The following is a 19,598-nucleotide window of genomic DNA, read 5'->3' on the forward strand; positions in this document are numbered from 1 at the left end:
CCCCCCCCCCCCCCCCCCCGCTCGATGGTCAAACCCGAGCGCCGCACCCGCACGGACCTCGTGGTGGCGGCGGCGATCGCCGGAGTCGTCGCGCTCGTCGTGGCCGTCGTCTGGTGGACCAGTGACGCGCGCGCGACGGTCAGCCGCCCGGCCGACAACCCGCTGCCGGCGCTGAAGCCCGCCGCCGAGGTGCCCAACCTGCTGCGGCAGCTGTGGAGCGCGCCCAGCGCCGAGACCAGCGCGCCCGTGGTGGTCGGCGGCGCGGTGGTCACCGGCGACGGCCAGACCATGGCCGGCCACGATCCGGGCACCGGCGACACGGTGTGGAGCTATGCCCGCGACCTGGAGCTGTGCGGCGTGACCTGGGTCTACAACTACGCCGTCGCGGTGTATCCGGACGTCCGGGGGTGCGGGCAGGTCAGCACCGTCGACGCCAAGACCGGCAGGCGCGGACCGGCGCGCACCAGCTACTCCGACAAGCACGTGACGCTGTCCAGCGACGGCACCGCGGTGCTGTCCGCCGGCGAGACCCGGCTGGAGTTGTGGCGCTCGGACATGGTGCGGATGCTCAGCTACGGCGCGCTGGACGCCCCGATCAAACCGGGCACCCCGGCGTCGCCGGACTGCCGGTTCACCTCGGCCGCGGCCAGCTCGTCGGCGGTCTCGGTGCTGGAGGCCTGCGCCAACCAGTCCGATCTGCGGCTGACGTTGTTGCGGCCGTCCGACGAGGAGGACACCCCGGAGGTCAAGTACGTCCAGCAGAAGGGCGTCAGTGACGGGGCGGGAGCGCGGGTGGTCGCCGTCACCGAGACGACGACCGCGCTGTACGTGCCCACCCCGAAACCGCGGGTGGACATCATCGACGAGACCGGGACCGTCATCGACAGCACGGTGGTCAGCGGGCCCCCGTCCCCGCAGGCGACCGCGTCACGGGCCGGCGACCTGATCACCTGGTGGACCGGCGAGGACCTGATGGTGTTCTCCGCCAACAACCTTCAGTACAAGTACACCGTCGCCGCGGTGGGCCCGAACGCGCCGGTCGGCCCGGCCACCGTGATGGCCGGGCGGCTGATGGTGCCGGTCAGCGGCGGCTACGACCTGTTCGATCCGGCAACCGGGCAGGGCGACCGGCACATCGCGCTGCAGCGCTCGCCGGTCGACGGCCCGGTCGTGCCCGCGGTGGCCGGGTCCACGCTGCTCGAACAGCGCGGCGACGAGCTGGTCGCCCTGGGCTGACCCCGGCGTCTCCCCCGCCCCGCCGCCCCGCCCCCGCCGCCCGCCGAAATGGCATTCCGGCAGCGAAAAGTCGAGAGCAGCCCTGCTGGAATGCCAGTTCGGCGCCGAAGGGGGGCTCAGACCTCCGGGGCGCCGAAGGGAGCTCAGACCTCCGGGGTGAAGGTGGCCAGCCCCTTGCCGTTCTTCCAGTGCTTGAGCAGCGCGGTCGCCAGCTCCCGGTAGGCCAGCGCCCCCTTGTTCTTGCGCCCGGTCAGCACCGATGACCCGGAGGCGCTGGCCTCGGCGAACCGCACGGTGCGGGGGATCGGGGGCGCCAGCACCGGCAGGTTGTAGCGGTCGGCCACGTCGAGCAGCACGTCGCGGCTGTGGGTGGTGCGCGAGTCGTACAGCGTGGGCAGCGCACCCAGCAGCGTCAGGTCGGCGTTGGTGATCTGCTGCACGTCGTTGATGGTGCGCAGGAACTGCCCGACCCCGCGGTGGGCCAGCGTCTCGCACTGCAGCGGCACGATCACGTCGTCGGCGGCGGTCAGGCCGTTGAGCGTCAACACCCCCAGCGACGGCGGGCAGTCGACGATCACCACATCGAACGGGTCGGCAGTCGCCTCCACCTTGGCCAGCGCGCGCTTGAGCGCGTACTCCCGGCCGGCCCGCATCAGCAGCATCGCCTCCGCCCCGGCCAGGTCGATGTTGGCCGGCAACAACGTCATTCCCTCCGACGTCCCGACCAGCGCAGCGCCCGGCTCGACCTCGCCGAGCAGCACCTCGTGCACCGAGACGGCCAGCTTGTCGGGGTCCTGACCGAGGGAGAACGTCAGACAGCCCTGCGGATCGAGGTCCACGAGCAGCACCCGTTTCCCCAGCTCCACCATCGCCGCACCCAACGATGCCACCGTCGTGGTCTTGGCGACCCCACCCTTTTGATTGGCGACAGCAAGTACCCGCGTCACACCGCCCATCCTGTCACGTCCGGCGAGCACTGTTCATCTTTGACCCGCCCGCGCATGCCGACGCACCCCGTGGGGCACAATCGGGACTGTGGGAGTCCTGCAACACCGGCTGGTCCTGCTCCGCCACGGCGAGACGGAGTGGTCGAAGAGCGGCCAGCACACCAGCCGCACCGAGCTGGAGCTGACCCCGCACGGCCGCGAGCAGGCCGCGGCCGCCGCCGACCCGCTGCGGCAGCTGCAGCTGGACGATCCGTTCGTGGTCAGCAGCCCACGGATTCGCGCCCGCATCACCGCCGAGCTGGCCGGCCTGACCGTCGACGAGGTCGATCCGCTGATCAGCGAATGGGATTACGGCGACTACGAGGGAACCACGACGGTGGACATCCGCCGGGCGGTGCCGAACTGGCTGGTGTGGACCCACGGCTGCCCGGGCGGGGAGAATTCCGCGCAGGTCAGCGCGCGCGCCGACAAGGCGATCGCGATGGCGTTGCAGCAATTGGAGTCCCGTGACGTGGTGTTCGTCGGGCACGGCCATTTCTCCCGGTCGGTCATCACCCGCTGGCTCGAGCAACCCCTCTACGAGGGCATCCGGTTCGCGATGCCCGCGGGGTCGGTCGCGGTGTGCGCGTTCGAGCACGGGGTGCGCCAACTCGTCGCGCTGGGCCTGACGGGCCGCCCCGACCCGGCCGGATCGGCGTGACCCGGGAACCGTCCTTCGTCCTCGCCGGCCCGGATGGCGTGATCGTCGCCGACGGGGTGCACACCGCCTTCCCCGACATCGCCGACGCGCGCGCCGCCCTCGCCTCCCACAGCACGCCGATCATCGTGGGCGCCTTGCCTTTCGACCTGTCCACGCCGGCCGCGCTGATCCGCCCGCAGACCGCACGGTCCTTCGCCGAGCTGCCCGCCTGGCCGCTGCGCGAGCTGCCGACAGTCGAGATCGCCGAGACCCTGCCGCCCGCCGACGAGCACCGCGACCGCATCCGCGCCGCCCTGCAACGGTTGCGCGACCCGGACGGCGCCCTGACCAAGGTGGTCCTGGCCCGGGCGCTGCGGCTGGTCGCCGACGGGCGGCTGGACGCCAGGACCGTGCTGCACCGGCTGGTCGCCGACGACCCGCAGGCCACCGAGTACCTCGTCGACCTGTCCGCGGCCGGTGACGGCTACTCCGGCACGGTGCTGGTCGGCGCGAGCCCCGAGCTGCTGGTCGCCCGCCACGGGGACCAGGTCGTGTGCCGGCCGTTCGCGGGTTCGGCGCCGCGGCTGGCCGACCCGGACGAGGACGCGGCCAGCGGCGCGGCGCTGGCCGACTCGGCCAAGAACCGCCACGAGCACCAGCTGGTCGTCGACGCGTTGCGCGAGGCGCTCGACCCGCTGTGCACCGACCTGCAGATCGCCGAACAGCCCCAGCTGAGCAAGACCGCTGCGGTATGGCACCTGTACACGCCCATCTCCGGGCGGCTACGCGAGAAGTCCACCACCGCACTGGATCTCGCTGTCGCGCTGCACCCGACGCCGGCGGTCGGCGGCTCCCCCAACGCGGAGGCGACCGCGCTGATCGCCGAGATCGAGGGCGACCGCGGGTTCTATGCGGGCACCGTGGGCTGGTGCGACCAGCGCGGCGACGGCCGGTGGGTGGTGTCGATCCGGTGTGCCCAGCTGTCGGCCGACCGGCGCACGGCCGTCGCGCACGCCGGCGGTGGCATCGTGGCCGAATCCGATCCGGACGACGAAGTCGCGGAGACCACCACGAAGTTCCGGACGATCCTGTCCGCGTTGGGAGTGACACCGTGACCGGCACCGTCATCCGCACCGCGCGCCCCGGCGACGAGGCCGCCCTGACCGCGATGATCCACGAGCTGGCCGAGTTCGAGCGTGCGGCGCAGGAGTGCACGGTGACCGAGGCCCAGCTCGCCGAGGCGCTGTTCGGGCCCCGGCCCACGCTGTATGCGCACGTCGTCGACGTGGACGGCGAGCCGGCCGCCGGCGCGCTGTGGTTCTTGAACTTCTCCACCTGGGACGGCGTGCCCGGGGTCTACCTCGAGGACCTCTACGTGAGGCCGCGGTTCCGCAGGCGCGGCCTGGCCCGCCGGCTGCTGGCCACCCTGGCGGCCGAGTGCGTGCAGCACGGCTACACCCGGCTGAGCTGGGCGGTGCTGGATTGGAACGTCAACGCCATCGCGTTCTACGACGGCATCGGCGGACGGCCGCAGAGCGAGTGGATCACCTACCGGGTGTCGGGCCCGCAGCTCGCGGAACTGGCCGAATCCGGCCGGTGAACCTCAGCGTTGGTCGCCGGCCCGCGCCACCCAGTGCAGCGTCGACGGGCTGAACAGCAGGCCGAGCGCCGCGACCGACACCGCGGCGACCCCGACCGCGTAGCGCAGCTGCCCGGAGGTGAACACGTACCAGGCCACCCCGAGCAGCAGCAGGTTGGCGAACACGGCGATGCCCCGGCCCCAGCGGCGCCCGGTCCACAGCGCCCAGCCCGCCGCCGCCACCACCGAGCCCATGATCGCGAACCATGCCGCGGTGCCGTACCCGCTGATGGCGTCCTCGTGGTGACCGGCCGCCTGCCGGACGATCAGCACGACCGCGACCACGACGGCCGCCGCGCCCTCCAGTCCGGCGATCCCGCCGGCGATGCGCACCGCGCGCGGGGTCACCGGGAAAGCCTGTCGGCCAGGTAGCGCACCGCCAGCTCGTAGCCCAGCGGGCCGGCCCCGGCCACCACCATCTCCGCGACGGCGGAGACATACGAGTGGTGCCGGAACTCCTCGCGGGCGTGGATGTTGCTCAGGTGCACCTCGGCGACCGGCAGCCCGACCGAGCGCAGCGCGTCGGCGATGGCCACCGAGGTGTGGCTGTAGGCCGCCGGGTTGATGACGATGGCGGCGCAGTCGGTCCGGGCCGCATGGATGGCGTCGATGAGCACACCTTCGTGATTGCTCTGCACCGCCCGGACCGCCAGGCCGTGCTCGGCGGCGACGGCGCTGACCCGCGCCTCGATCTCGGCCAGCGTGGTGCTGCCGTACACCTCGGGCTGCCGGGTGCCCAGCAGGTTCAGGTTCGGCCCGTTGACGAGGAGCAGGCGGCGTTCGGTCACCGTTGTACGGTACCGGCGGCCGGCCGCGGTCTCGGCCGCACCGTGCCGACGCTGCCGCGCTGGGCTGCCAACCGGACCGGGGCGTTGTCCACCCCGTAGCCGTCGTAGTGCCCGAAGCGCTGGACGAATTCGAAGAACACCGACCCCACGGTGCGGGTGTAGAAGTGCACGAAATGCCCCGCCGGACTGCGATCGTAGAGCAGGTTGAGCTCTCGCAGCTCGGCGAGCTCGGCGCCGTCGATACCGAAGCGGCCGTGCAGGTAGTCGTAGTAGTTGTCGGACACGGGCAGGAACTGCAGTCCGCGTTCGGCCGCGCTGCGCGCCAGCGCGACGACGTCGGAGCAGGCGAAGGCCACGTGCTGGGCCATGCCGGCGCCCTCGAGAGCATGCGGCGCGACGTTGAGCGGCAACCGGATCGCCCCATCGGCGGTGCGCATCACCTGGCTGCGCACCAGCCCCCGCGGCCCGGGCACCTCGGCCGGCGGGTCAGCGGTCAGACCGAACACACTGGCCAGGAACAGCACGGCGTCCTCGGCCGTCTGCCAGGGTTGGTTGAGATTCACGTGGTCGATCACGTCCACCGGGGCCGACGGGTTCGACAGGCCGGCCTCGAACTCGGCGACCCATTCGGGGACGCCGTGGGACTCGGTGATCCAGAAGAACTCGGTGCCGTCGGGGGCGACGGCCGCGCCGAAGGGCTGTTCGGAGGCATGGGTGCGCCGGTAGGCGACCGGGGCCATCAGCTCGGCGGCCCGTGCGCTGGTGGCGCCGGAGTCGGGGACCTGCAGGCCCACCGCCGCCACGTGGGGTTGCCGGTCGCGGGCCTGCTGTTCGTTGAGCACCACCCGGGCGTTGCCGGCCGACCACAGTGACACCGGCTTGGTGCGGTGGCGGCCGCACATCGCGAAGCCGAGCTGGGCGAGCAGCACCTCCATCTCACTGGTGTCCTCGGCCTTGAGCTCGACGAAGTCGAAGGCCGTCGGCGGCTTGGCCACCGTCAACGTGCTGAGCGCCGGGCGCCAGCCCTCCGGGTTGGCCGTGGCCACGTTGTCCTGCAGCCACAGCAGCGAGCGCAGCGCGTGCACCGCCGTCTGCCCGGGGTCGGTCTGGCGGAACGTGTCGTTGAACACCTCCAACGACAGCGGCCCCTCGTACCCGGCCGCCAGCACGCAGGTCACGAATCGCGACAGGTCGAACGCGCCTTCGCCCGGGAACAGCCGGTGGTGGCGACTCCACGACAGCACGTCCATCGACAACGCGGGAGCGTCGGCGAGCTGGAGGTAGAAGATCTTCTCGCCCGGGATGTCGGCGATGGCCGACGGGTCGTGGCCGCGGGAGAGCACGTGGAAGCTGTCCAGGCAGATGCCGACCGCGGGATGGTCGGCGAGTTCGACGACGTGCCACGCGCGGCGGTAGTCGTCGATGAATCGCCCCCAGGCCAGGGCCTCGAACGCGATGCGGATGCCGTGGGTCTCGGCGGCCTCGCCGATGCGGCGCAGCTGATCGGCGGAGACCTCGTCGGAGTCGACGGTCGCGGTGGCGACGTTGCTGCACACCAGCACGGTGTCGATGCCGAGTCGGGCAGCGGTGGCGAAGGTGGCCGAGGCCCGGCGGATGTTGTCGGCGAAGGTGGCCTCGTCGACGCCTTCGAGGTCGCGCAGCGGCTGGTAGAGATCCAGCGACAGCCCGAGGCGACTGGCCAGCGCGCGGATCTCCTCCGGCGAGTGGTCGCCGGCGATCAGATCGGGCTCGAAGATCTCCACACCGTCGAATCCCGCCGCGGCGCACGCGTGCAGCTTCTCCACCAGTGATCCGGACAGACACACGGTTGCGATCGAGGTCCTCATCACAGCAATGTACCAATTAGTTCATTAGAGCGGAAGGGTGCGGACGCAACCGACGGGCGAACAGTAAGCTCAGCGATCGTGGCCGCCAAGCCGAAGACCGAACTCCAGCGCGACGCCGAGCGCACCCGCGCCGAACTTCTGGCGGTCGCCACCGAGGTGTTCGCCGAGTCGGGCTACTCCGGCGCGCGGGTCGACGAGATCGCCGAACGCACCCGGACCACCAAGCGGATGATCTACTACTACTTCGGCGGGAAAGAGCAGCTCTACCTGGCGGTTCTGGAGCACGCCTACCGGGGGATCCGCGACGCGGAACAGAAGCTCACGGTCGATCACGCCAATCCCGTCGAGGCCATCCGCCGGCTCGCGGAGGTCACCTTCGACCACCACATCGCCCATGACGCGTTCATCCGGCTGGTATCCATCGAGAACATTCACCGCGGCGAGTTCATCCGCCGCCTGTCATCGCTACGGGAACTGTCCGCCCCGGCGACATCCCTGCTCGACGACATCCTGCGGGACGGCCGGGACGCGGGGCTGTTCCGGGCCGACGTCACCGCTCTCGACGTTCACCTGGTGATCAGCTCGTACTGCGTGTTCCAGGTCGCCAACCGCTACACCTTCGGCTTCCTGTTCGACATCGACCTGGCCGACGTCTCCCAGCGCGCGCACCTGCGCCGGATGCTCGGCGACGTCGTCGTCGGCTGGTTGACCACCTCGGCACGCTGACCGAACCGCCCTCCTGACCCGCCTCGGCGCGGCTCTACCACCGACTATGGGCGTCGTCACATTTTGTCCTTGACGCGGCTTGCGCCACAATGCTCTACTTAGCGTACGAACCAGTTAGTACATTAAGGGGAGGCGGACATGTCACAACGTCCCTATCTCGTCGGACTCGTCGGAACCGGCGTCGGCCCGTCGCTGACACCGGCGCTGCACATGGCCGAGGCTCACGCGCAGGGGCTCGAGTACGTCTACCGGACCATCGACCTCGACGAGCTGGGCTGCCCCCCGGCCCGGGTCGGCGAGGTGCTGGCCTGGGCGCGGGCCCTCGGGTACGACGCACTCAACATCACCCACCCCTGCAAGCAGCTGGTCCTCGAGCACCTCGACGACGTCGACCCCGTGGCCGCCGCGCTCGGAGCGGTCAACACCGTCGTCTTCGGACCCGGCGGCGGGGCCACCGGCTTCAACACCGACGTCACCGGCTTCGCGCACGGGTTCGGCGAGGGCCTGCCCGCAGCGCCCCTCGACGATGTCGTTCTCGTCGGCGCCGGTGGCGCGGGAACCGCGGTCGCCGAAGCGCTGCTGCGCCTCGGGACCGGTCACCTGACGATCGTCGACCTCGACGAGGAGCGCGCGCGCACCCTCGGCGACGCGCTGGCCACCCGTCACGCCGCCGCGCACATCGAGGCATCGTCGTTCGCCAAGCTCTCGGCCCTGCTCCCGGACAGCGACGGCGTCGTGCACGCCACGCCGACCGGGATGGCGGCCCATCCCGGTATGGCGTTCTCCGCGGAGCTGCTGCACCCGGGGCTGTGGGTGGCCGACATCGTCTACCGCCCCCTCGACACCGCCCTGCTGCGGGCCGCCCGGGCCGCCGGATGCCGCACGCTCGACGGCGGCCACATGGCGGTGCACCAGGCCACCGACGCGTTCGCGCTGATCACCGGGGTCACCCCGGATGCCACGCGGATGTCGCGCCACTTCCGCTCACTGGTCGCCGAATGACCAGAACAACCGTCAAACATCCACCCGTCCGGCACAATTCGCCCAAGGAGCCCCGAATGACCACAACGCACCACCCGGAGACACTTCCGGAGAAGACGCCCAAGCGGGCGGCGCTCGCCAGCTTCATGGGCAGCGCGGTCGAGTACTACGACTTCTTTCTGTTCGGCGCCGCCGCCGCGCTGATCTTCCCGCACGTGTTCTTCCCGTCGGACAACGAAGCGGCGCTGGTGATGTCGTTCGCCACCTTCGGCTTCGCCTACATCGCGCGTCCGGTCGGCGCGGTCATCCTCGGCCATTTCGGTGACCGGATCGGCCGTCAGCGGGTGCTGATGTTCACGCTCGTGCTGATGGGCCTGTCGACGTTCGTGATCGGCTGCCTGCCCACCTTCTCGACCATCGGCTGGGCCGCGCCGGTGCTGCTGGTCATCTGCCGGCTGCTGCAGGGCCTGTCGGCCGCCGGCGAACAGGCCGGAGCGAGTTCACTGACCCTCGAGCACTCCCCGGACGACCAGCGCGCCTTCTACACATCGTGGACGCTGACCGGAACCCAGGGCGGCCTGATCCTGGCCTCGCTGGTGATGATCCCGTTCATGGCGCTGCCCGACGAGGCCAAGTTCAGCTGGGGCTGGCGGGTGCCGTTCTGGCTGTCGGCGGCCGTGGTCGTGGTTGCCTACTTCATCCGCCGCCAACTGCATGAGACCCCGCAGTTCACCGAGGCCAAGAACGCGGGCACGATCGCCCGGATGCCGCTGGTGCCGCTGCTGCGGGACCACTGGCGCGACGTCCTGCGGGTGATCCTGTGCGCGTTCATCGCTGCGGTGTCCACGGTCTTCGCCAACCTCGCGCTGGCCTATGGCAAGCAGGTCGGGCTCGACGCCGACCTGACGCTGTGGCTGGTCGTGGCCGCCAACGTCGTCGCGCTGGGCAGCCAGCCGCTGTTCGGCCGGCTGGCCGATCGGGTGGGACGCAAGCCGGTGTTCATCTACGGCGCGCTGTCGTCGGCGGTGCTGATGCCGTTCTACATGCTGTCGATGAGCCAGGGCAATCACGTGCTGACCTTCGCGCTGGCGATCGCGACCTTCTCGTTCGGGTACGCCGCGGCCAACGCGGTGTGGCCCTCCTTCTACGGCGAGATGTTCTCCACCCAGGTCAGGTTCTCCGGGATGGCGATCGGTACGCAGCTGGGCTTCCTGATGGCGGGGTTCGCGCCGTCGATCGTGACGGCTCTGGGCGGGGTGCGCGACGGCGGCTGGACGGTGATCAGCGTGTTCACCGCGGTCATCTGCCTGATCGCCGCGGGTGCGGCGCTGACCGCACGCGAAACCAAGGACGTGCCCACCGAGCTGCTGGGCCAGCCCGTTCCCGCACCGGCCAGGGAGCTGGTCACCCACTGACCACACGATGCCGAAATCGCATTCCGGCAGGCGAACTCCGAGAGGAGCCCTGCCGGAATGCGATTTCGGCGACGTGGTCACAGCAGCCGCCCGATGCCCCGGGCCGCGACCTGCAGTGCACCGATCAGGCGCTGCCGGTCGCGCTTCAGCGAGGGCACGACCACCCCGATCGCCGCCGCCACGCTCTGGTCGGAGGACTGCACGACCGGGACCGCCAGCGAACACGCTCCGATCGACATCTCTTCGGCCGTCACCGCCACACCCTCTCGCCGAATTCGCACCAACTGCCCGTCCAGGACACGAGCCGAGGTGATGGTGCGCGGGGTGATCTTCGGCAAATTCCCGAGCACGCGGGCCCGGACGTCGTCCGGGGCGTACGCCAGCAACACCTTCCCCACCCCGGTGCAGTGCATCGGCAAGCGGCTGCCGACCGTGGACACAATCGGAACCGACGCCCGGCCCGCCAGTCGCTGCACATACAACACCTGGTCACCGTCGCGCACCGCCAGGTGCACCGTGGCCAGCGTCGCGGCATAGATGTCACTAAGAAAAGGCTCGGCTACCTCGGTCAACCGGCCACTCACCGGGGCCAGCAAGCCGGCCTCCCACAACAGCCGGCCGATCACGTAGCGGCCGTCCCCGCGCCGCTCGAGCGCGCCGCCGGCCACCAACTCGCCGACCAGCCGATGCGCGGTGGGCACGGCGAGTCCGGCCCGGCGGGCCAGGTCGGTCAACGTCAGCGAACGATGTCGCGCGTCGAACGCACCCACCACAGCCAGCAAACGCTCAGCCACGGTGATCCCGGGCGCCGAAGCATTACCCGCCATCTCGCGATTCCTTCCGCTCAGCAGAAGCATAGGCTTCCGCGCCGGCTTCCGGGTGACCTAGTGTGAATAACATGACAGCAATCACCAACACCGACCCCGACAGCGCGTCGGCAAGTCAGTCGGAGATCAACGCCGAGATGGCGGCCATCGAGTCGGCCTACCTGCACTCCGGGATCGAGGAGACCCAGCCCCGACTGGACTACCCGCCCTACCGCAGCAGCCTGCTCCGCCACCCGGTCAACGAGCCGCAGCACGCCGACCCCGAGGGTGTCGAGCTGCACACGCCGGTCTTCGGCCGGCGCGACGTGCACGCGCTCGAATCCGACCTGACCATCCAGCACGCCGGCGAGCCGATCGGCGAGCGGATCGTCGTCACCGGACGCATCGTCGACGGCGAGGGGCGCCCGGTGCGCAGGCAGCTGGTCGAGGTCTGGCAGGCCAATGCGGCGGGCCGCTACGTGCACAAGCGCGACCAGCACGCCGCCCCAATCGATCCGAACTTCACCGGCGTGGGACGCTGCCTGACCGACGACGACGGCACCTACCGTTTCACCACCATCAAGCCCGGCCCCTACCCCTGGAAGAACCACCGCAACGCATGGCGCCCGGCCCACATCCACTTCTCGCTGTTCGGAACGGATTTCACCCAGCGCATGATCACCCAGATGTATTTTCCGGGGGACCCGCTGTTCAGCCTGGATCCGATCTATCAGTCCATCACCGACCAGAAGGCCCGCGACCGGCTGGTCGCCACCTACGACCACGACGTCTCGACGCATGAGTGGAGCACCGGCTACCGGTGGGACATCGTGCTGACGGGTTCGCAGCGCACGCTCGTGGAGAACACCCAGGGGGATTACCGATGAGCACCATGACGGCAACACCGGGCCAGACCATCGGTCCGTTCTACGGCTATGCCCTGCCCTTCGACCGCGGCGCAGCGCTGGTGCCCCCACAGGCACCCGGGGCGATCCGGTTCCACGGGACGGTCACCGACGGTGCCGGAGCCCCGGTACCGGATGTGATGCTGGAGATCTGGCAGGCCGACGCCGAGGGCGCCGTGCCCGGCTCGGCGGGCTCACTGCACCGCGACGGCTGGACGTTCACCGGCTGGGGCAGGGTGTCCACCGACGACGACGGCCACTACAGCTTCTCCACGTTGGAGCCCGGCCCGACCGAGCCGGGCAAGGCCGCCTTCTTCCTCGTGACGGTGTTCGGACGCGGATTGCTCAACCGCCTGTTCACCCGCGCCTACGTTCCGGGACCGGCGCTCGCCGGAGACCCGCTGCTGGCGGCACTGCCCGCCGAACGGCGCGACACCCTGATCGCCGAACGCGACGCCGACGGGCTGCGCTTCGACATCCACCTCCAAGGCCCCGATGAAACCGTCTTCCTGCGCTACCCGGGGCACTGAGCGTGACCGACCTGTTCTGGCCGGGTGATCACCGCGCCGGAGCGCTGATGAGCGACTCGGCTTTCCTGCATGCGCTCGTCGAGGTCGAGAACTCCTGGCTCGACGTCCTGGTCGAACACGGCGTGGCACCCGCCACGGCTGCCGCGGACCTGGGCACCCTCGTCGGACCCGCGGACGCCGAGACGCTGGCCGTGGCCGCCGAACGCGACGGCAACCCGGTGACCGGCCTGGTCGCGCTGCTGCGATCGCGCGCCGACGGCGAGGCGTCGCGGTGGCTCCACCGCGGCCTGACCAGTCAGGACGTCATCGACACAGCACTGATGCTGTGCCTGCGCGACGCGCTCGCCGCCGTGCGGACCGAACTGGGGAACCAGGTGGCCGCGCTGGCCGCGCTGGTGCGCACGCACCGTGACGATCCGGTGCTGACCCACACCCTCACCCAGGCGGCCCTGCCGGGTACCGCCGGGCTGAGGTTCGCCCGGTGGCTGGGCGCCGTGCTCGACGCCGCCGACGTGCTCGACGGCGCACCCTCGCCCGCGGTCTCGGCGGCCGGGGCGGCGGGCACGCTCGCGGCGACCACGGAGTTGGCCGGCTCGGCGGCGGCCGCCCAGCGGCTGTCGGCCGCCCTGGCCACGAAACTGGCTGTGGCACCGTCGCATCCGTGGCACACGTCGCGCTCCCGGCTGACCCGCACCGCCGACGCGCTGGTGACGTGCTGTGACTGCTGGGGCCACATCGCCAACGATGTGGCGATCGGCGCACGCACCGAGATCGCGGAATTCGCCGAAGGCTCCTCCGGCGGCTCGTCGACGATGCCGCACAAGGACAATCCGGTGCTCGCCGTGCTGCTGCGACGCGCCGCACTGACCGCTCCCCCGCTGGCGGCGACCCTGCACGCCGCGTCGGCCGCGTCGGTCGACGAACGCTCCGACGGCGGCTGGCACGCCGAGTGGGCGACCCTGCGCACCCTGACCAGACGCACCGTCGTCGCGGCCTCGCAGGCCACCGAACTCCTGGGCGGGCTGCGGTTCGACGCGGCGCGCGCGGTGGCCCATCTCGGCGCCGCCCGGGGAATCGACGCCGAACAGCAGACGATGTCCCGGTTGAGCGGACGCGAACCCGCGCCGACCTATCTGGGCGCGGCCACCGAGTTCGTCGAGGCGGCGCTGCACCGCGCGTCCGGCTACCTGAAGGAGAATTCATGAGCAGCTACGACGACGGGATGACCGTCCGCCGTGAGGTTCTCGGCGACCCCCACGTCGACCGGGCGGTGGCCGCCACCACCGACTTCACCGCCGACTTCCAGGACCTCATCACGCGCTACGCCTGGGGGGAGATCTGGACGCGTCCCGGTCTGGATCGCCGGTCGCGGTCGATGATCACGCTCACCGCGCTGATCGCGCGCGGCCACCATGACGAACTGGCGATGCACGTGCGCGCCGCCCGGCGCAACGGGCTGTCCGTCGACGAGATCAAAGAGGTGTTGTTGCAGAGCGCGATCTACTGCGGCGTTCCCGATGCCAACACCGCGTTCCGGATCGCATCGGGCGTGCTGGCCGAAGACTGACGTCCACTCACGCCACGGCGGCCGCCCGGCGGTCGGTCAGCGCGGCCGCGGTCTTGGCCGCGACGTCGTCGTAGTCGACCCCGGGCGCGAGTTCGACCACCGCGAATCCGTCCCCGTCGACATCGAACACGCCCAGATCGGTGATCACCCGGCTCACCACCGCCTTACCGGTCAGCGGTAGATCACAGGACGAAACAAGCTTGGCGGCACCCGATTTGGCGGTGTGGTCCATGAGGACGATCACCCGGCCGGCGCCGTTGACCAGATCCATCGCACCACCCATACCCTTGACCATCGCACCGGGCACCATCCAGTTGGCCAGATCTCCGTTGGCGGCGACCTGCATTCCGCCCAGCACCGCCACATCGACGTGACCGCCGCGGATCATCGCGAAACTGGTCGACGAATCGAAGTAGGACGCGCCGGCGACCACCGAAACCGTCTGCTTCCCGGCGTTGACCAGGTCGGGGTCGACCTCGTCCTGGTACGGGAACGGTCCGACGCCGAGGATGCCGTTCTCGGCGTGCAGCGTGACGTCGGAGCCCTCGGGCAGGTGGTCCGGGATCAAGGTGGGCAGTCCGATACCCAGGTTGACGTAGTCGCCGTCGTGCAGTTCCCGCGCAGCGCGCGCGGCCATCTCATTGCGGGTCCAGCTCATCGGGAGGCCTCCTGCCGGGTGCGGGTGGTGAGTTTCTCGATCCCCTTGCGGGAAGCCTGCTCAGGGCTCAGTTCGTGCACCCGTTTCACGAAGATGCCGGGCAGGTGGATCTCGTCGGGGTGCAGTTCGCCGACCTCGACAACGCGTTCGGCCTCCACGACGGTGATCCGCCCCGCCATCGCCGCCGGCGGGTTGAAGTTGCGCGCCGCGGCGTGGAACACGCAGTTGCCCGCCCGGTCGGCGACCGCGGCGCGGACCAGCGCGTAGTCGGTGACGATCGACTCCTCCAGCAGCATCTCGCGTCCGTTGAACACCCGGACCTCCTTGGGCGGGGAGGCCAATGCCACCGTGCCGTCGGTGTTGTAGCGCCAGGGCAGCCCGCCCTCGGCCACCATGGTGCCGACGCCCGTCTGGGTGAAGAACGCGCCGATGCCGCTGCCGCCGGCACGTAGCCGTTCGGCCAGCGTGCCCTGCGGGGTCAGTTCGACGGTCAGCTCACCGGCCAGGTACTGCCGGGCGAATTCCTTGTTCTCCCCGACATACGAGGCGACCACCCGGCTGATCCGGCGGGCTTCCAGCAGCAGGCCCAGCCCGGCGCCGTCGACGCCGCAGTTGTTGCTGACGATGGTGAGATCGGCCGCGCCCTGCTCGAGCAGCGCATCGATGAGAAACCACGGGATTCCGGCGAGCCCGAAGCCGCCGACGGCCAGGCTGGCTCCGTTCGGGATGTCGGCGACCGCTTCGGCGGCCGAGCCGACGACTTTGTTCAACGTCATGACTTCTCCAGGTGCTCGATCAGGGCGGGTGTGATGATCTCGGGTTGTTGCGCGTTGGCCAGGTGGGCGGCGTCATCGACGACCAGCAGGCGGGCATCGGCCGCCGCGGCGACGATCGCCTCGAGCATCGCGGGCGGGGTGGCCGGGTCGTCGGCGCCGGCGATGGCCAACGTCGGCGCTTGGATGCGCGAAAGCTGTTCGCGCAGATCCATTTCGGCGATGGCCTCGCAGCAGCCCGCGTATCCCTCGGCGGGGGTGGCCGCGACCATCTCCTGCCAGTACGCGCGGTCGCCGCGGTAGCGCTCGGTGAACCAGCGCTGCACGACGGCCGCTGCCACCGCGGCGCTGCCCCCCGCGCGGACCTTCGCGGCCCGGTCGATCCAGGCATCGGCCGGCGGCAGGTGCGCAGCGGTGCACAGCAGGGCCAGCCGGTCGACGCGTTCGGGATTGCGGGCGGCCAGCCGCATCGCCGTCATACCGCCCAGCGACAGCCCGACGACGTGGGCGCGCGCGACGTCCAGCCGGTCGAGCAGGGCGACCAGGTCGTCGGCGAGGTCGTCGATGCGGTACGGCCCTTGCGGGACAGGCGATTCACCATGTCCCCGGGTGTCGTAGCGCACCACGGTGAAGTGACGTTCCAGTTCGGCGGCCTGCGCGTCCCACATCCGGTGGGTCGATCCCAGCGAGTTCGACAGCACCACCACGGGTCCGCTGCCGCTGATGACCGCGTGCACGTCCACGGCGCTCATCGCACGGCCTCGAAGACTGCGGCCAGACCCTGTCCGCCGCCGATGCACATCGTCTCGAGCACGAAGCCGGCGCCCCGGCGCCGCGCCTCGTGGGCCGCGGTGGCCAGAATCCGGGCGCCGGTCGCACCGACCGGGTGTCCCAGCGAGATCCCCGAGCCGTTGGGGTTGAGCCGGTCGTCGTCGGGGTCGAGCTTCCATTCCGCGAGCACGGCGAGCACCTGGGCGGCGAAGGCCTCGTTGAGTTCGATGAGGTCCATGTCGTCGAGGCTCAGCCGGGCCCGGTCGAGTGCGGCCGCGGTGGCGGCAACCGGTCCGAGGCCCATGGTCTCGGGTGCGCACCCGGTGACCGCCCAGGACTTCAGCGCGAGCATCGGCGTCAGGCCGAGCTCCTCGGCCCGGTCGCGGGTGGTGACGATGCACATCGCGGCGCCGTCGTTCTGCCCGGACGCGTTGCCCGCGGTGACGGTGGCCTCGGCATCGACCTTGCGGCGCACCGGGCTCAGTCCCGCGAGCTTGTCGAGGCTGAGGTCGGCGCGGGGATGCTCGTCGCGGTCGACGACGGTGTCCGGGGCGCCGCGGCGGCCCGCCACGGTGACGGGCACGAGTTCGTCGGCGAACCGGCCGCCCTCGTGGGCGGCCACCGCACGCCGGTGCGAGCGCAGCGCCAGCTCGTCCTGGTCCTCTCGGATGATGCCGTACCGGCGCCGCAGGTTCTCGGCCGTCTCGATCATGCCGCCGGGAATCGGGTGGGAACGACCGCCGGCGGTTTCGCGGGCGCGGTCGAGCCGGTCGAGCAGGGCGATGCCGCCCTGGCGAACGCCGGTGCGCAGCCCGAGCGCGTAGTGCTCGACCTGCGACATCGATTCGGCTCCCCCGGCGATGACGAGTCGCGCCGCTCCGGTGGCCACCTGCCCCGCCGCGTACAGCACGGCCTGTAGCCCGGACCCGCACCGGCGGTCGATCTGCAGACCGGGCACCTCGGCCGGAAGGCCGGCGTCCAGGGCCGCGACGCGTCCGAGGGCCGGCGCCTCCCCGCTGGCGTACCCGTTGCCGAGGATCACGTCGTCGACGTGCGAGCCGGACAGCCCGGCGCGGGCGACCAGGGCACGCAGCGTCGTCGCCGCCAGGTCGGCGGCCGGCAGCGAGGCGAGCGCACCCCCCATGCGACCGACCGGTGTGCGCACCGGATTGCAGACCACGACATCCATACGTCGACCGTAGAAGCTCCAAGTGATATTTGGAAATATCTAAATCAAGTCGATTCAGAGGCATAGCCTTTCAATCATGGAACTTCGTCACCTCCGGTACTTCCGTGCCGTGGCCGAAGAGTTGCACTTCGGCCGGGCAGCGGAACGTCTGCACATCGCCCAGCCCCCGTTGTCGCAGCAGATCCGCCAACTCGAGCGGGAGCTGGGGGTGCCGCTGCTGCGCCGCACCACTCGCAGCGTCGAACTCACCGCCTCCGGCCGCGCCTACCACGACCGGGTCGTGCAGATCCTGGCCGCGGTCGACGAGGCCGGCGAACAGGCTCGGCGCATCGCCGCGGGCGCCGAGGGCGTGGTGACCATCGGATGCGTCGGATCAGCCACCTATTCGCTTCTGCCCCAACTGGTTCGGGCACTGGGCGAATCACTTCCCGGCGTTGAGGTGGTGGTGCGCGGGGAAATGCTGGCGCCGGCGCAGCTGGCGGCGCTGACTGCCGGGCAACTCGACGTCGCGCTGCTTCGGCCTCCGGTCAATCAGGCGGACGTGGTCGTCGAGACGCTGCGCAGAGACCCGCTGATCGTGGCGGTCCCCTCGGGGCATCGACTGGCCGGGCGGGATGAGCTCGAGGTCGGCGACCTGCTCGACGAAGACTTCATCGCGCACGCGGGGCAGGGCCGATCGGTGATGAACGGCGTGGTGACAGCGATGTGCGCGGACGCCGGATTCGTTCCCCGGGTCCGGCACGAGGCAATGGAGACGTCGACGCTGGTCACTCTCGTCGCGGCCGGACTCGGCGTGGCGATCGTGCCCGCACCGACGGCCGCCCTGGACATCGCCGGTGTGCGGTATCTACCGCTGACGGACGCTGCCCTGGGGGTCGACCTGTTGGCGGCGCGCCGGTCGGACCACGGCACACCCCTCATCGCCAATGTGATGGAGGTATTGCGGGCGCAGGCCGCCGGTACCGGCGCCATCCGGTTAGGCTGAGCCATCGTGCGCGCCGTGCTGATCGTGAATCCGAATGCCACGTCGACGACGCCCGCGGGCCGCGACCTGCTGGCCCACGCGCTGGAGAGCCGCACCAAGCTCACCGTCGCGCACACCGACCACCGCGGCCACGCCATCGAGATCGCCCAGCAGGCCGCCACCGACGGGGTCGACGTGCTCATCGTGCACGGCGGAGACGGCACCGTGAACGAAGTCGTCAACGGCATCCTCGGACACGACGGCGGGCCGGCCGGACACGCGCCGGCGGTCGGGGTGGTGCCCGGCGGGTCGGCCAACGTGTTCGCCCGCGCGCTGGGCATCAGCCCGGATCCGATCGAGGCGACCAACCAGCTCGTCGACCTGCTCGGCGACTTCCGGCGCGGTGGCACGTGGCGGCGGATCGGGCTGATGGACTGCGGGGAGCGGTGGGGGGTGTTCACCGCGGGGATGGGCGTGGACGGCGACGTGGTGGCCGCGGTGGAGGCCCAGCGCGCCAAGGGCCGCAAAGTGACCGCGTCGCGCTACATCCGGGTGGCGATCCGCGAGGTGCTGGCCAGCACCCGCCGGGAGCCGAAGCTGACCGTGCATCTGCCCGGCCGGGAACCGATCCCGGGCGTGCATCTCGCGTTCGTGTCCAACTCGAGCCCATGGACCTACGCCAATGCGCGCCCGGTGTGGACCAACCCGGGCACCACGTTCGAGACCGGGCTCGGGGTGTTCGCCACCACCAGCATGAACGTGTGGCGCAACCTGGGGTTGGTGCGGCAGATGACGTCCCGCAAGCCGCGCCTGGAGGCCAAACACCTGATCCGCGACGACGACCTGCCCTGGCTGAAGGTGACCAGCGACACGCCCGTGGCGTGCCAGATCGACGGCGATTTCGTCGGGCTGCGCGACTCGATGAGTTTCACCGCGGTCCCCAACGCCCTCGCGGTCGTCGCTCCGCCACCGAAAAATAGCCCTGAACTGCGCAGAAGCGAACTCTAAGAGTTTTCCAAGGCCAGATTGAAGGCGCAGCTGAGTTGAGTGTAGTACAACGGTGTTAGCGATCCGGTAACGGACCTCGCTAGTGACATTGCCCACGTGTTAACGAACTGCTATTGACATCTGTTCAGCGTGTGAAAGCATCTTCTGCAACAGCGCAGAAACATTTGGT

The 19,598-nt window shown here is 70.5% G+C and carries 22 protein-coding genes; 13 read left to right on the forward strand and 9 right to left on the reverse strand.

The window, feature by feature from the left end; genetic code table 11:
• The first annotated feature begins 24 nt into the window (after positions 1–24).
• Positions 25–1,236 carry an Rv3212 family protein gene (locus JDV09_RS20015; protein WP_221370884.1) on the forward strand — a complete coding sequence of 404 codons (1,212 nt, stop codon included), beginning with the start codon at positions 25–27 and terminating at the stop codon, positions 1,234–1,236.
• Positions 1,237–1,379: 143 nt separating this feature from the next.
• On the opposite strand, the gene JDV09_RS20020 is transcribed toward JDV09_RS20015, so the two are convergent.
• Positions 1,380–2,192, reverse strand: coding sequence for a ParA family protein (locus JDV09_RS20020; RefSeq protein WP_221370885.1), 813 nt, complete (start codon positions 2,190–2,192; stop codon positions 1,380–1,382).
• A 79-nt stretch (positions 2,193–2,271) separates the two neighbouring features.
• Here JDV09_RS20020 and JDV09_RS20025 point away from each other — a divergent pair, with 79 nt between their 5' ends.
• From JDV09_RS20025 to JDV09_RS20035, 3 genes are read left to right on the forward strand one after another with little or no spacing between them, the layout of a single operon-like run.
• Positions 2,272–2,883 (forward strand): acid phosphatase, encoded by a 612-nt coding sequence (locus JDV09_RS20025; protein WP_221370886.1) that lies wholly within the window; start codon positions 2,272–2,274, stop codon positions 2,881–2,883.
• Positions 2,880–3,977 (forward strand): isochorismate synthase, encoded by a 1,098-nt coding sequence (locus JDV09_RS20030; RefSeq protein WP_221370887.1) that lies wholly within the window; start codon positions 2,880–2,882, stop codon positions 3,975–3,977. The genes JDV09_RS20025 and JDV09_RS20030 overlap by 4 nt, the downstream gene beginning before the upstream one ends.
• Before the next feature lie 53 nt (positions 3,978–4,030).
• On the forward strand, positions 4,031–4,462 hold the full coding sequence (locus JDV09_RS20035; RefSeq protein WP_221370957.1) for a GNAT family N-acetyltransferase: 432 nt from the start codon (positions 4,031–4,033) through the stop codon (positions 4,460–4,462).
• 3 nt (positions 4,463–4,465) lie between these two features.
• On the opposite strand, the gene JDV09_RS20040 is transcribed toward JDV09_RS20035, so the two are convergent.
• Genes JDV09_RS20040 through JDV09_RS20050 form a run of 3 tightly spaced genes read right to left on the reverse strand, consistent with a single transcriptional unit; the run spans position 4,466 to position 7,136 of the window.
• The gene (locus tag JDV09_RS20040) at positions 4,466–4,849 is read right to left on the reverse strand and encodes a hypothetical protein (RefSeq protein WP_221370888.1); all 384 of its coding nucleotides are present in this window, start codon (positions 4,847–4,849) and stop codon (positions 4,466–4,468) included.
• On the reverse strand, positions 4,846–5,289 hold the full coding sequence (gene aroQ, locus JDV09_RS20045; RefSeq protein WP_221370889.1) for a type II 3-dehydroquinate dehydratase: 444 nt from the start codon (positions 5,287–5,289) through the stop codon (positions 4,846–4,848). The genes JDV09_RS20040 and aroQ overlap by 4 nt, the downstream gene beginning before the upstream one ends.
• A complete protein-coding gene (locus tag JDV09_RS20050; protein WP_221370890.1) occupies positions 5,286–7,136 on the reverse strand; it encodes a bifunctional sugar phosphate isomerase/epimerase/4-hydroxyphenylpyruvate dioxygenase family protein in 1,851 nt (616 codons plus the stop codon). Before JDV09_RS20050 ends, aroQ begins: the two co-directional genes overlap by 4 nt.
• A 78-nt stretch (positions 7,137–7,214) precedes the next feature.
• On the opposite strand from JDV09_RS20050, the gene JDV09_RS20055 reads away from it, so the two are divergent.
• From JDV09_RS20055 to JDV09_RS20065, 3 genes are all read left to right on the forward strand, one after another.
• Positions 7,215–7,862: a TetR/AcrR family transcriptional regulator gene (locus JDV09_RS20055; protein WP_221370891.1), complete on the forward strand. Its 648-nt coding sequence runs from the start codon at positions 7,215–7,217 to the stop codon at positions 7,860–7,862.
• Between the two features lie 138 nt (positions 7,863–8,000).
• Entirely contained in the window at positions 8,001–8,864 is an 864-nt protein-coding gene (locus JDV09_RS20060; protein WP_221370892.1) for a shikimate dehydrogenase, read from the forward strand.
• A 56-nt stretch (positions 8,865–8,920) separates the two neighbouring features.
• Positions 8,921–10,258, forward strand: coding sequence for an MFS transporter (locus JDV09_RS20065; protein ID WP_221370893.1), 1,338 nt, complete (start codon positions 8,921–8,923; stop codon positions 10,256–10,258).
• A 77-nt stretch (positions 10,259–10,335) separates the two neighbouring features.
• Here JDV09_RS20065 and JDV09_RS20070 read toward each other — a convergent pair whose 3' ends face one another.
• On the reverse strand, positions 10,336–11,085 hold the full coding sequence (locus JDV09_RS20070; protein WP_221370894.1) for an IclR family transcriptional regulator: 750 nt from the start codon (positions 11,083–11,085) through the stop codon (positions 10,336–10,338).
• A 71-nt stretch (positions 11,086–11,156) separates the two neighbouring features.
• Between JDV09_RS20070 and pcaH the strand changes: the two genes are divergently transcribed.
• Genes pcaH through pcaC form a run of 4 tightly spaced genes read left to right on the forward strand, consistent with a single transcriptional unit; the run spans position 11,157 to position 14,066 of the window.
• Positions 11,157–11,951, forward strand: a complete 795-nt coding sequence (pcaH, locus tag JDV09_RS20075; protein ID WP_221370895.1) for a protocatechuate 3,4-dioxygenase subunit beta — start codon at positions 11,157–11,159, stop codon at positions 11,949–11,951.
• Positions 11,948–12,499 (forward strand): protocatechuate 3,4-dioxygenase subunit alpha, encoded by a 552-nt coding sequence (gene pcaG / locus JDV09_RS20080; protein WP_221370896.1) that lies wholly within the window; start codon positions 11,948–11,950, stop codon positions 12,497–12,499. The genes pcaH and pcaG overlap by 4 nt, the downstream gene beginning before the upstream one ends.
• A gap of 2 nt (positions 12,500–12,501) precedes the next feature.
• Positions 12,502–13,704: a lyase family protein gene (locus JDV09_RS20085; RefSeq protein WP_221370897.1), complete on the forward strand. Its 1,203-nt coding sequence runs from the start codon at positions 12,502–12,504 to the stop codon at positions 13,702–13,704.
• Positions 13,701–14,066, forward strand: a complete 366-nt coding sequence (pcaC, locus tag JDV09_RS20090; protein ID WP_221370898.1) for a 4-carboxymuconolactone decarboxylase — start codon at positions 13,701–13,703, stop codon at positions 14,064–14,066. The genes JDV09_RS20085 and pcaC overlap by 4 nt, the downstream gene beginning before the upstream one ends.
• A 7-nt stretch (positions 14,067–14,073) precedes the next feature.
• Here the strand turns inward: pcaC and JDV09_RS20095 are convergent, their stop codons facing one another.
• The 4 genes from JDV09_RS20095 to JDV09_RS20110 are packed head-to-tail and all read right to left on the reverse strand — an operon-like array spanning position 14,074 to position 17,457.
• Positions 14,074–14,724, reverse strand: a complete 651-nt coding sequence (locus tag JDV09_RS20095) for a CoA transferase subunit B (protein WP_221370899.1) — start codon at positions 14,722–14,724, stop codon at positions 14,074–14,076.
• Entirely contained in the window at positions 14,721–15,500 is a 780-nt protein-coding gene (locus JDV09_RS20100) for a CoA transferase subunit A (RefSeq protein WP_221370900.1), read from the reverse strand. Before JDV09_RS20100 ends, JDV09_RS20095 begins: the two co-directional genes overlap by 4 nt.
• Positions 15,497–16,249, reverse strand: a complete 753-nt coding sequence (pcaD, locus tag JDV09_RS20105; RefSeq protein WP_221370901.1) for a 3-oxoadipate enol-lactonase — start codon at positions 16,247–16,249, stop codon at positions 15,497–15,499. Before pcaD ends, JDV09_RS20100 begins: the two co-directional genes overlap by 4 nt.
• Positions 16,246–17,457 carry an acetyl-CoA C-acetyltransferase gene (locus JDV09_RS20110; RefSeq protein ID WP_221370902.1) on the reverse strand — a complete coding sequence of 404 codons (1,212 nt, stop codon included), beginning with the start codon at positions 17,455–17,457 and terminating at the stop codon, positions 16,246–16,248. Before JDV09_RS20110 ends, pcaD begins: the two co-directional genes overlap by 4 nt.
• Before the next feature lie 76 nt (positions 17,458–17,533).
• Here JDV09_RS20110 and JDV09_RS20115 point away from each other — a divergent pair, with 76 nt between their 5' ends.
• Together JDV09_RS20115 and JDV09_RS20120 are read left to right on the forward strand one after the other, a co-directional pair.
• Complete coding sequence (locus tag JDV09_RS20115) at positions 17,534–18,442, forward strand: LysR substrate-binding domain-containing protein (protein ID WP_221370903.1); 909 nt, start codon at positions 17,534–17,536, stop codon at positions 18,440–18,442.
• 6 nt (positions 18,443–18,448) lie between these two features.
• Positions 18,449–19,429, forward strand: a complete 981-nt coding sequence (locus JDV09_RS20120) for a diacylglycerol/lipid kinase family protein (RefSeq protein ID WP_221370904.1) — start codon at positions 18,449–18,451, stop codon at positions 19,427–19,429.
• Positions 19,430–19,598 lie beyond the last annotated feature (169 nt).

It is taken from the genome of Mycolicibacterium xanthum (genome assembly GCF_019710635.1).
Lineage (GTDB): Bacteria > Actinomycetota > Actinomycetes > Mycobacteriales > Mycobacteriaceae > Mycobacterium > Mycobacterium xanthum.

Coding starts and splice junctions, on each gene's coding strand:
- JDV09_RS20015 (WP_221370884.1), top strand. CDS start 25: ATGGTCAAACCCGAGCGCCGCACCCGCACGGACCTCGTGGTGGCGGCG.
- JDV09_RS20020 (WP_221370885.1), bottom strand. CDS start 2,192: ATGGGCGGTGTGACGCGGGTACTTGCTGTCGCCAATCAAAAGGGTGGG.
- JDV09_RS20035 (WP_221370957.1), top strand. CDS start 4,031: ATGATCCACGAGCTGGCCGAGTTCGAGCGTGCGGCGCAGGAGTGCACG.
- JDV09_RS20050 (WP_221370890.1), bottom strand. CDS start 7,136: ATGAGGACCTCGATCGCAACCGTGTGTCTGTCCGGATCACTGGTGGAG.
- JDV09_RS20060 (WP_221370892.1), top strand. CDS start 8,001: ATGTCACAACGTCCCTATCTCGTCGGACTCGTCGGAACCGGCGTCGGC.
- JDV09_RS20065 (WP_221370893.1), top strand. CDS start 8,921: ATGACCACAACGCACCACCCGGAGACACTTCCGGAGAAGACGCCCAAG.
- JDV09_RS20070 (WP_221370894.1), bottom strand. CDS start 11,085: ATGGCGGGTAATGCTTCGGCGCCCGGGATCACCGTGGCTGAGCGTTTG.
- pcaH (WP_221370895.1), top strand. CDS start 11,157: ATGACAGCAATCACCAACACCGACCCCGACAGCGCGTCGGCAAGTCAG.
- pcaG (WP_221370896.1), top strand. CDS start 11,948: ATGAGCACCATGACGGCAACACCGGGCCAGACCATCGGTCCGTTCTAC.
- pcaC (WP_221370898.1), top strand. CDS start 13,701: ATGAGCAGCTACGACGACGGGATGACCGTCCGCCGTGAGGTTCTCGGC.
- JDV09_RS20095 (WP_221370899.1), bottom strand. CDS start 14,724: ATGAGCTGGACCCGCAATGAGATGGCCGCGCGCGCTGCGCGGGAACTG.
- JDV09_RS20100 (WP_221370900.1), bottom strand. CDS start 15,500: ATGACGTTGAACAAAGTCGTCGGCTCGGCCGCCGAAGCGGTCGCCGAC.
- pcaD (WP_221370901.1), bottom strand. CDS start 16,249: ATGAGCGCCGTGGACGTGCACGCGGTCATCAGCGGCAGCGGACCCGTG.
- JDV09_RS20110 (WP_221370902.1), bottom strand. CDS start 17,457: ATGGATGTCGTGGTCTGCAATCCGGTGCGCACACCGGTCGGTCGCATG.
- JDV09_RS20115 (WP_221370903.1), top strand. CDS start 17,534: ATGGAACTTCGTCACCTCCGGTACTTCCGTGCCGTGGCCGAAGAGTTG.